Genomic DNA, 10,416 nt, shown 5'->3' on the forward strand with positions numbered 1-10,416 from the left:
TGGACGTGCAGTAATCCTGCCAAAGTGAAACCTTTTTCAACCCGTGTATGGGCGTTCCGGTAAGCATAGTAAAGGTCTTGCCGCACGTTTTGCACTTGGAGCGCTGCCTCCCATTGAACATGCTGTGCTTAATGATCATGCTGCTCGAGCAGTGGGGGCAGACTTTCGCCTCCCCCAGCTGAGCCGTAAGTGATGCATCCGTATTTTTCAGCTCCCGCATTACCGTAACGCGCTCTTGTTCTGTCAACTGTTTTGCGAGTTCTCGGATTTGTTCAATTATTGTCATATCATAGAGACTTTCCACTAAGATAAGCAAATTTTTGCAACAACATTATCACTGAATAGAGCCATTAGCTAAAACTTGCCGTAAGCGATCCCTATCGGTTTGAATGATAAAATCCATTTCGGATACCCCCTGAGAGTAAGAAAGGTTTAGGTGATCGACACCCATACGATCCTTTTCATTGTTAAAGAAAACGAAGAGATCGGCCATTAGCTGGTTTACTGCACATGGGCGGGGATGAAGAACAAGTTGATTTGCCTCAATTTTAGAAATATCTAGAATGTCGGTAATTAGCATTAGTAAATTTCTACTATTAGCATTAATAATATCCACATATGTCTTTCGCTTTGAGGGCGATAACCGATCGACATCCTTTAGCAAATTCGCAAAGCCAACTATTCCATTCATGGGTGATCGAATCTCATGGCTCATATTAGATAAAAACAAGCTCTTTAGCCGATTTGCCTCCTCGGCCTTGCGCTTGGCTTCCACAAGCCCATGTTGACTATCGCTCAATGCTGCCACCAATGCTTCTTCCCGCTTAAGTCTATATCGTTTCCGCCGATTCCCTATAACAAGGGAAAAGATAACAGCAAGAAGCATGAAAAACAAGGCGGCAAGGGCGCTAAATAGGAGGCGATTTTGCTTAACAAACGCAAAAGGAAGATTAATTATAATAGAATCGCGAGGTAGATCGCTTCGCTTAATCGAGGTATTTTTCAAAACGCGATAGTCGAAAAAATTATGTGTAGGCCCAGGCTTTACTCCTATTTCGGAAGGCAACTCGCCAGCCAATACCCGATCGGCCATAAGGCCGGCGGATTGGCCGTGCAGCCGAGGCGAAATGAGGTTACCACCCACACCGCCATGGCCTATATAAAATTCCCACGATACAAAAATCGGAACCTTTACCAAATTTAATATCGAATCCAGCGTAGCCTCATAGCTAAGATACTGACCATGACTATCCACATTGTAGAGCACAAAAAAGATGACATCCGGAGGCTCTATAGCTGCAATCTTTTCCTTCAGTTCGGAAAACGAAAGCCCTGTCAGAAAAGTTATTTTACTGAGAATTTTCTTGTCGGTTAACGCTGCGCCCATTTGCTTGGTAAGTACCATACCCGTTGTTGTGGCATCGTTGACAACATAAATTTGCTCAGCCGCAGGACTCGCGTCTAGAATTAGTTGAAAGGCGGCTGAAAAATCAACCAACTCAATCAACCCACAATAGTTTGAAGGGAAATCGTAAACCTTATTAACCCCAGCAAAGACAACCTTCGTGTTGGGACTAATCTCCTGCCCGTACTGCATCCAAAAGCTAACGGCATCGTCGTCGGTAAGGAAAACTAAATCTAAAGCCAACCCACCATACGATTGCTTTAAATAGTGAAAATATTCCTCGCCGCGAGCGGGGGTTAACGCTTTACGTTTCGAGTCGATATACTCAATATACAACTCGGAGGCTGGATGGCTTTTGATAACGGACGATCGAAAACCAGCAACTAAACTATCGGTCCACGACAAACCCTGATGGTATGAATTAACGATCAGAATCTTTGGAGTTCCATGCGATTCCAAAGAACTAAAAGACCCAAGAGTTATAACTCCGCAAGAAAAGATGAACAGTTTTAGAGCATACCGCATATTTCTATCCTTTAAGCAATGTAAGTTATGTAAAAAACTGTTTGCAACCCTTACAAAATTGAAGAAATTTTAAGAACAAAGCAACAATGGAAGAATGTCCATAAATCGAAACCAAAGAAAGGTTTTTTACAATTGCGATTGCACTGCCACCTAAAGTCAGCTAGAGCTTCCCATCCGCCTACGGCAGCCTTTGGCGATAGTGCTTTCCTTACAAAAAGTCCGGATGCGACTAGTATTCCGCCGCGTAGTAGTCGGGCCCGGACTAGCTGTGTATCTTGCAGGGGTGGATGAAAAAGATGCCCGCTGGAGCAGTGCTATTTGTCCGGGCTAACTTAGGCATGAAGGTTGGATGCTACTTACTCCTTCTCCTCAAAGATATGCAGCGTGCCATCGCCATCGAGCTGGTAGAGGCGGTTGCCGTATAGGCGCGGCGCGTTGCTCAGCGGTATGCCGCTCTTGCACCCCTCCAACGCTATGCGCTGCTCCACCGTAAAGGCGCTGCGGTTGATGAGCAAGATGGCGGTATCGTAGTGGGACGAGATGGCTATATACTTATCGCTTACAGCTGGCGTAGTGAGCCAATAGTCTTTAACGTTTGCCTCGACAAGCAGCTCGCGGTAGGGTTTCTTGGATAGTATTTGTCCTGAAGCGCCATCAATTTCATAGTATAAATCGGCAAATACGTGAAATACGCCCTCGTAAAACGCAAGCAGGTAAACATTCCCACTGCCAAAGCGGTGAAGCCAGCGCTGCTCACCGCTCTCAACGCTATAGCCAACAAGCACCGAGGCTTTTACCTTGGCAACAACCGTGTCGCCTAGAGCGAAGACCGCTGACACTTCGCCCTTAACCATTTGCCCCTTCATATCCTCATACTGCCCCAGCTCACCCACGTCAACCTTCCAGAGTTCGGCGCCGGTGGCAAGGGAGTGGCACTCAATAGTATTTCGCCCTGTAGTTAGAAAGAAAAAGCAATTAATAGAAAGCAAAAGACGCTTTTGATTAATAACAAAAAGTGCCTTATTACTGAAATCTAAAAGATTTAACTCAGATATATATACATGCTCCCCATTATCATATTCTGCATAAATCTTATCATCAACAATACTAACAGGGAAGATATCAGCTTCTAAAGCAAAACATAACACCCCATCATTCTTGGATACTTTTTTAATGCAATGGTATTGTCGATAGGGATATATCGATGACTTGTCCGAAAAAAAGAGTTGTTGGGTATTATCTATTTTGCCTATCCAATTTGTCTCTTCAGTGTTTAATTGAATCGATGTAACCGCACCATTTCGCCAACAATACAAATCATCATTATCTTGGAGATAATCTCCGGACACACTACTTATTTGCAAACATTTAGTAAACATCTATAAGCGTTTTATAGTAATTATCTTCTGATATCTTATCTAGGAAATCATCAACCGATTTAATTTTTTCATTGGGTAACAATTTTTGAAGTTGTCCATTTCCATGTAGTTTATTCAACGCCGCCTTACCCTTAGGCGATTTCAGCACCTTAAGGATATCGTCCTTCAGCACGCCCTTATACTTGCCATCGAACACCTAGCGCATGTTCTTGAGGTTGGAAACGTTGGCAAGGTCCTTCTCCACAAACTGCTTGATAAAGGTGGCGGGATACATCTTGCTCCAGCTCTTTACCTCAACACGGATCAGGTTATCGAGTTCAATGTCGATGTAGCGAGTGCCGTTAACCCCATTGTGCGTAACCTCAAATCCAGTAATGCGGCCCCAGCTGAAGCGGACGTATTTTCGTCCGTTACCACAAACCTCACACAGTGTAAATATAGCAAAATAGATGAATGCGGGTTGCAGGTGCACGGCCACAACAAGCGCACAATAGGTATTCAGGACGTTTCGTCCGACATCGGCTTAAATCGGCTTCTCCTTTGCCGTTTCAAAATCTTGCACTCGCCAAAATCACAAATAAAAAGAGCCCGCCTAAGCGAGCTCCATAAATTTCGATGGAAAGTTTATACTATTCCGGAGAAACCCATAAAGGCCATGGCAAGAATGCCTGCCGTTACCAGCGCAATAGGAATACCCTTCATCTCCCTAGGAATATCGGCCAACTCGAGCGTTTCGCGGATACCGGCAAAGATAACCAGTGCAAGCCCGAAGCCGAGGGCTGTGGCGGTGCTATATACAACACTCATCACCAAATTGTAGTCCTTTTGAACGGCCAGCAAGGCAATACCCAGCACCGCACAGTTGGTGGTGATAAGGGGAAGAAAGATGCCCAGCGCTTGGTAGAGCGATGGGCTTACCTTCTTAAGAATAATCTCAACCATTTGCACCAGCGCAGCAATCACCAAAATGAAAGTAATGGTCTTCATAAATGTGATATCCAGCGGCAACAGGATGTAGTTGTATACAAGGTAGGTAACCAAATTGGCCAACGCCATAACAAACGTAACGGCCCCTGCCATACCCATGGATGTTTCCACCTTGTTGGAAACACCAAGAAACGGACAAATCCCTAGAAACTGGGAAAGTACAACGTTGCTTACAAAAATGGCAGAAATAACAATAACAATGTATTCCATGGCTAGTTACTAAAATATTTCCGTTTCAATCTATTGAAAAGCACCATCAAATAGGCCAAGGCAATGAAGGCACCCGGCGCCAAAACAAACACAAGCATACCTCCCAAAGGAATCAACTTTAGACCATTGAGTGTCAGCCATCCTTCATTTGAAATAAAATGCATTTTAAGAAACCAAAAACCATTCGTTTGTGCTAACTTAACACCAAACAAAGATAAATCGCCTAATAACTCCCTAACAGCACCAAGCACGGTCAGCGAGAGGGTAAATCCCAATCCGACTCCTATTCCATCTATCAACGAGCTAAACACGTCGTTTTTGGAAGCATACGCCTCGGCACGTCCCAGCACAATGCAGTTTACTACTATCAATGGGATAAAGATACCCAGTTGGGAATGTAGCGCAGGCAAATAAGCGGCCATTAACAGGTCAACCATCGTAACAAAAGAGGCTATAATCACAATAAAAGAGGGTATCCGCACCTTTGCGGGAATAAGATCCTTCACCATGGAAATTGCCATATTGGATAGAGCCAAAACAAATAGAGTAGCGAAACCCATTCCCATTCCATTGAAGGCGGAGGTGGTGGTAGCCAGCGTTGGGCACATCCCCAGTAGGAGGATGAAGGTTGGGTTCTCCTTAATTACCCCTCTTACAATTTCTTTCGATATGTTCATTTGACATTTCCTTTCATTACCGCTTCATAGGCGCGCGTTACGGCATCGCAAAAAGCGCGTGAACTGATGGTAGAAGCAGTAATTGCATCCACATCTCCGCCATCCTTCTTCACCATCATCTTAAAGTCCTTCGGATTTTTTCCCTTAAACTGCAAGCTGAAGTTCGACTTGCGTTTATCTATCTTATCGCCCAATCCTGGTGTCTCGTGGTGGGAAATTACCGCAATATCGTTAATCGTTCCATCGGGAAGAAATCCTACAATCAGCTCGAATCGTCCGCCATACCCCTTCTCGGTGAAGGTTTCTACGGCAAGACCAACTACCACACCGCCTTTTTTAGCAGGGTATACATTCAAACTATCGGTTCCCACTACCGCCTTATAAACTTCGGCGTTGGGATCGTTATCAAAGGCAGGCACCACCGCCCTGATCGCATTGTTGACCTTAGTAATTTGAGCGAGCTCAATAGGCACCTTGGTAAACTGATATACATACCCAAGGGCAACGGAGGCTACCAACGTTATAATAAGTAACGTAAGCACCATATTTTTAAAAGTCGATTCTTTACCTGCCATTTTTCACAGCCTCCCCAAATCGTTTTGGTTTCATATACATGTTAATAAGCGGAACAAAACCGTTCATAATAAGAATGGCAAACGACACACCTTCGGGGTAAGCGCCAAACACACGAATAAGAACGGTGATAACCCCAATCATAACGCCAAACAGTATCATACCGCTGCGGCTCATGGGCGACGAAACATAATCGGTGGCCATATAAATGGCTCCTAAAATTATACCCCCAGTTAATAGGTGAAATGCGGGACCCACAAATCGCTCTGGATTGCCAAGATTTAGCAGAAATGAGAACAGGGCCACGCTGCCGAGAACGGCAACCGGAATATGCCAAGTAATTACCTTACGAACCAACAGATAAACCCCACCAAGAATGAGTGCGAGAGCAGCAATTTCGCCTAAACTTCCGCCCATATTGCCCATAAGCATATCGGGGAACGAAGGGATATGACCACCTGCCATCACATCGGAAACTGAATGACCCGATTTAAGGGCCTCCTTCATTACGGCAAGCGGTGTGGCTCCTGTAATTGCATCGGGCGTTTGCAGCGCAATGGGCAATGGCCAGCTCGTCATTTGCACAGGGAAAGAGATAAGCAGGAATACTCGGCCAACCAATGCCGGATTGAATGGGTTGTTGCCCAATCCACCGAAACTCATTTTCCCTACACCAATGGCAACAAGAGCACCAATAACGATAAGAAAGATAGGAATATTGGTTGGTAAATTGAAGGCCAGTAAAATACCGGTAACCAGTGCCGAACCATCGGTGATGGTTGGTTTGGTTTTCATCAGAAATTTCTGAATCAAGAATTCAAAGAGCAGACACGATGCCACCGAAATAGCGGTTACCACCAATGCATCGATTCCAAAATAGAATATGGAAACCAAGAACGCTGGCGAAAGCGCTATCACCACATCGAGCATCAGCCCTCTGACGGATTCCTTCCCAAACAAGTGTGGAGAAGGAGCAACTGTGAACATTTTTCCCATCAGTTGAGTTAGTTTTTTATATAATTATTTCTTTCGAGCTCTTATCATTTTTGCGACCTCTGCTTTTCCCAACCTGATATAGTCGAGAAGCGGAAGATTTGCTGGACAACCATAGCTGCACGAGCCACACTCCATACAATCCATTACCCGTTCTTGCTCCAATCGCTCAATCAGTCCTTTTTTCGCCAACTTTATAAGCAGGTATGGTTCCATACCCATTGGGCAAGTACCCACACACTTGGAGCAACGAATGCAGACATCGGGAACTGGCCTAGTTGCGTTATCCTCTGGCATAATCAGAATGCCCGAGGTTCCCTTGGTTACAGGAGCAGAGAGGCTACTCAACGCTTTGCCCATCATAGGGCCGCCGCTTATAACCTTTCCGGTATCTTCTGGCAGTCCACCTGCAGCTTCAATGAGCACTGAAACCGGAGTACCTATGCGGACAAGAAAATTTTTGGGTTCTTTTACAGAGTTTCCAGTAACCGTTACCACGCGCTCAAATAGAGGTTTACGCTTAGCAATGGCCTCATAAACAGCAAAGGCAGTTCCAACATTGTGCACAACAGCACCAACATCAATGGGAAGACCCCCCGAAGGCACTTCGCGCCCGATCACCGCATTAATAAGTTGCTTCTCGCCTCCTTGCGGGTATTTAACCTTTAGCGGAACAACCTTAATTCCATCAAACTCCTCCACAAGCAATTTGATACTGCTAATGGCGTCCTTCTTATTGTTTTCAATTCCAATGAAAGCCTTAGTAACGCCCAGAGCAGTCATCAGCAGCTGAACACCTGTCAATACCTCACGCCCTTTTTCCAACATAAGGCGATGGTCGGCAGTGAGGAATGGCTCACACTCCACGCCGTTGATAATTAATACTTCGGCAGTTTTTCCGGGAGGCACCGTTAGCTTTACATGCGAAGGGAAGGTAGCACCACCAAGTCCGACAACACCAGCATTCTGTATGGCATCCACAACTTCCTTGCTCGTTAATCCTTTGGGAAACAAATAATCGGAAGTCCGATCAATAGTCGGAAGCCATTCGTCTCCTTCAACACTGATTTTCATTACCTGCCGGGGATATCCGCTGGCATCAACCAATGATTCAATACCCTCAACCGTTCCTGAAACTGAGGAGTGAATATTCGCCGATACAAACCCGGTGCTTTTAGCAAGCAATTCGCCCACTAACACCTTATCCCCTTTTGCTACCAATGCCTCCGACGGTGCACCAATATGCATAGAAATGGGAATATAAACCTCATGAGGTACAGGCAACACTGAGATGGCTACAGCTGCAGACAACTTCGCTTCGGGTGGATGAATACCACCTTTTGAAAATGTTTTCAACACGGTTTTAACCTATTTATGTTATTACCAATACTTACAATTACACTGTTTCGTCGCTCGACTCCACTGCCGCTACTCTGGCAGGAAAGTTTACCTCTAAAATAGCCGATGTAGGGCAAACCGCAACGCATTTCCGACACAGTTTGCACTTCTGCACATCAATATATGCCAAGTTATTTTGGAGCGTGATGGCATCGAAAGGACAGGTCTTTACGCATTTTCCGCAACCAATACAAGCCACATTGCATGCTTTCTTGGCTATGGCACCCTTGTCCTTACTTACGCACGAAACAAATATCTTCTTATCCTTGGGACCTTTTTTTCGTAATTCAATAATCTGCTTAGGGCACGCTGTAACGCATGCTCCACAGGCAGTGCAATTCTCATCGATCACTTCGGCCAATCCACTAACCGCATTAATTCGAATTGCATCAAAATTACAGACCACTACGCAATCGCCTAATCCCAAACAACCATACTGGCAACCGGTATTGCCCATGTACAAAGAGGCAGAAACGGCACAGGAAGATGCTCCATTGTAACTGTTTAGTCTCACTCGCTGATCAAGCGAGCCTTGGCAGCGCACAACCGCAACCTGAGCTTCCTTTTCAGCTGCTGCTTTACCTAAGTATTGCGCCACTGAGGACATAGTTTTGTTTCCGCCAACAGGGCAATAAAGTGCAGAAATATCCTCCGAGGATACTAATGCATCGGCTAATCCACGACAGCCAGCAAATCCGCATCCGCCACAGTTGGCTCCAGGAAGCATCGCCTCCACTTCATCAATTCGTGGGTCCTCATAAACCTTAAACTTCTGGGCTACAAAATAAAGCACCACTGCTGAGACAACACCCAGTAGGCTTAAAGTAAGGACTGTGAAAATTATTGTAGAACTCATGCTATATTGTTTTTCTAATCAAGTCGTTCAACCCTAAATACAAACTTTGCCTCTAGCCGCTTCTTGAATACATTCAGCATCAAATAGTAAACCACAACGGCTCCAATGGACCATAGTCCGGCCATTATTTCGCTGCCCAACAACTCCGAGGCAGCAATGAGCACCCCCAGCATTACAAACAGGGGCAAAACATACCCAAACACAACGGCCCGCATGGCTAGCGAACGTTGGAGTATAACCTTAACCTGATCGTCGACATGCAACTGCAATCCGTGATTATCAACCACAATATCCTTCTCCGTAGATTCGGAGAGCGAACATGCCGACTTGGCATGGCAGGAGCCGCATGCCGAAGCACTCACAATTGAGATGCGAACACTATTTCTGGTAACCTCAACAACTCTACCGAGATGTTCCACTGTTTTTTCACGAGCACTTCCCATGGTAAATACACAATCTTTGGCCAACAAAAATAGAGTTCTTTGCCTTTGGTTTTAACCTTTACGCATGACTCTACAGCACAAAGCAACTATTTAGAATGAATATAAATCCAAACAATCTATCCAACGATAAGATTATCAATAAATCAACCTAAAACCTAATAAGATTATCATTATCAAGAATTTAACTGTTATCGAACTAACAAGTGATTTTTTCAGTTTCGGACGGAGGTCTTCACTTAAAGTAAATGTGGTTGAATGAAATTTAAGCCTCACGAAACAGAGGTTTATCAAGTAAAAACACTTTTTCATCAAAGCAGATACAACCAATTGCACAATCGTCCGTAAATTTGCCTGAACTAAAACGAGACCATGCAAACAAAGAGATTCGCTCTATTACTATTGTTCGGACTCATTCAACTAAATAGCTTCTCCCTCGACCGCGAAAATCGTTTCGAATTAACCATTAACCCAAGCCAAATAACTAACGACCAACATTGCAAAGTATTAGTAGAAATATATAACGGTTACGAACTGATTATAACAAAAACAGTCAACCAAAACGTTCCCGTAACTATCCACCTAGACCTATACTGCAACTACACCTTGGTGGTAAAATTAAATGGAAGGAAATCGGCTACCTACCAAATCTCGACAGAGGTTCCTACCAAATGGCTGTAATCTAAAAAAATGTTGTTGATAATATTTTGTTAGCATTAAAATGCTGCACTAACCTGAATTACTCCACTATTCCAATTTTGCGACTTCCACGACCGTTTCACTGGACATCGGTAGGTGCGCTCTGAGTAGGCTTGTATGAAACTCTTGTAATGCGCTTCAATGTTTGTAAATAGATCCCATGCTTGGTAGCGTTTCAACAGCTGCCGGCCTACCTTTTCCGGTGAGGATTTCTCCTTCTTTGCCCTTTCTACCGCGACAAACCAATTCGAATAGTTCTGTAGATACTTCGTTG

The 10,416-nt window shown here is 44.6% G+C and carries 14 protein-coding genes; 1 reads left to right on the forward strand and 13 read right to left on the reverse strand.

Annotated elements, in window-relative coordinates:
• The 12 genes from BLS65_RS16210 to BLS65_RS16265 all read right to left on the reverse strand — a co-directional run.
• Positions 1-286 (reverse strand): IS1 family transposase (locus tag BLS65_RS16210; protein ID WP_139180976.1); only part of this gene is annotated, 286 nt, incomplete at its 3' end.
• A gap of 48 nt (positions 287-334) precedes the next feature.
• Positions 335-1,930 carry a sensor histidine kinase gene (locus BLS65_RS16215; RefSeq protein WP_092440868.1) on the reverse strand — a complete coding sequence of 532 codons (1,596 nt, stop codon included), beginning with the start codon at positions 1,928-1,930 and terminating at the stop codon, positions 335-337.
• Between the two features lie 356 nt (positions 1,931-2,286).
• Positions 2,287-3,309, reverse strand: coding sequence for a hypothetical protein (locus tag BLS65_RS16220; protein WP_125869917.1), 1,023 nt, complete (start codon positions 3,307-3,309; stop codon positions 2,287-2,289).
• Positions 3,299-3,505 carry a hypothetical protein gene (locus BLS65_RS16225; RefSeq protein WP_092440870.1) on the reverse strand — a complete coding sequence of 69 codons (207 nt, stop codon included), beginning with the start codon at positions 3,503-3,505 and terminating at the stop codon, positions 3,299-3,301. The genes BLS65_RS16220 and BLS65_RS16225 overlap by 11 nt, the downstream gene beginning before the upstream one ends.
• Entirely contained in the window at positions 3,506-3,787 is a 282-nt protein-coding gene (locus BLS65_RS16230) for a hypothetical protein (RefSeq protein WP_092440871.1), read from the reverse strand. It abuts the gene before it with no gap.
• Between the two features lie 146 nt (positions 3,788-3,933).
• Positions 3,934-4,506: an electron transport complex subunit RsxA gene (gene rsxA / locus BLS65_RS16235; protein ID WP_092440872.1), complete on the reverse strand. Its 573-nt coding sequence runs from the start codon at positions 4,504-4,506 to the stop codon at positions 3,934-3,936.
• 2 nt (positions 4,507-4,508) lie between these two features.
• Positions 4,509-5,183, reverse strand: coding sequence for an electron transport complex subunit RsxE (gene rsxE, locus BLS65_RS16240; RefSeq protein WP_092440873.1), 675 nt, complete (start codon positions 5,181-5,183; stop codon positions 4,509-4,511).
• Entirely contained in the window at positions 5,180-5,758 is a 579-nt protein-coding gene (locus BLS65_RS16245) for an RnfABCDGE type electron transport complex subunit G (protein WP_092440874.1), read from the reverse strand. Before BLS65_RS16245 ends, rsxE begins: the two co-directional genes overlap by 4 nt.
• The gene (locus tag BLS65_RS16250; protein ID WP_092440875.1) at positions 5,748-6,752 is read right to left on the reverse strand and encodes an RnfABCDGE type electron transport complex subunit D; all 1,005 of its coding nucleotides are present in this window, start codon (positions 6,750-6,752) and stop codon (positions 5,748-5,750) included. The genes BLS65_RS16245 and BLS65_RS16250 overlap by 11 nt, the downstream gene beginning before the upstream one ends.
• 24 nt (positions 6,753-6,776) lie before the next feature.
• Positions 6,777-8,108: an electron transport complex subunit RsxC gene (gene rsxC / locus BLS65_RS16255; RefSeq protein ID WP_092440876.1), complete on the reverse strand. Its 1,332-nt coding sequence runs from the start codon at positions 8,106-8,108 to the stop codon at positions 6,777-6,779.
• Positions 8,109-8,145: 37 nt separating this feature from the next.
• Positions 8,146-9,003 (reverse strand): Fe-S cluster domain-containing protein, encoded by an 858-nt coding sequence (locus BLS65_RS16260; RefSeq protein WP_092440877.1) that lies wholly within the window; start codon positions 9,001-9,003, stop codon positions 8,146-8,148.
• 14 nt (positions 9,004-9,017) lie between these two features.
• The gene (locus BLS65_RS16265; protein WP_125869918.1) at positions 9,018-9,470 is read right to left on the reverse strand and encodes a SoxR reducing system RseC family protein; all 453 of its coding nucleotides are present in this window, start codon (positions 9,468-9,470) and stop codon (positions 9,018-9,020) included.
• A gap of 345 nt (positions 9,471-9,815) precedes the next feature.
• On the opposite strand from BLS65_RS16265, the gene BLS65_RS16270 reads away from it, so the two are divergent.
• A complete protein-coding gene (locus BLS65_RS16270) occupies positions 9,816-10,124 on the forward strand; it encodes a hypothetical protein (RefSeq protein ID WP_092440879.1) in 309 nt (102 codons plus the stop codon).
• A 35-nt stretch (positions 10,125-10,159) separates the two neighbouring features.
• On the opposite strand, the gene BLS65_RS18460 is transcribed toward BLS65_RS16270, so the two are convergent.
• On the reverse strand, positions 10,160-10,416 hold a 257-nt coding region (locus BLS65_RS18460), incomplete at its 5' end, for a hypothetical protein (protein WP_170830175.1).

This window comes from Williamwhitmania taraxaci (assembly GCF_900096565.1).
In the GTDB taxonomy this organism is placed as follows: Bacteria; Bacteroidota; Bacteroidia; order Bacteroidales; family Williamwhitmaniaceae; genus Williamwhitmania; species Williamwhitmania taraxaci.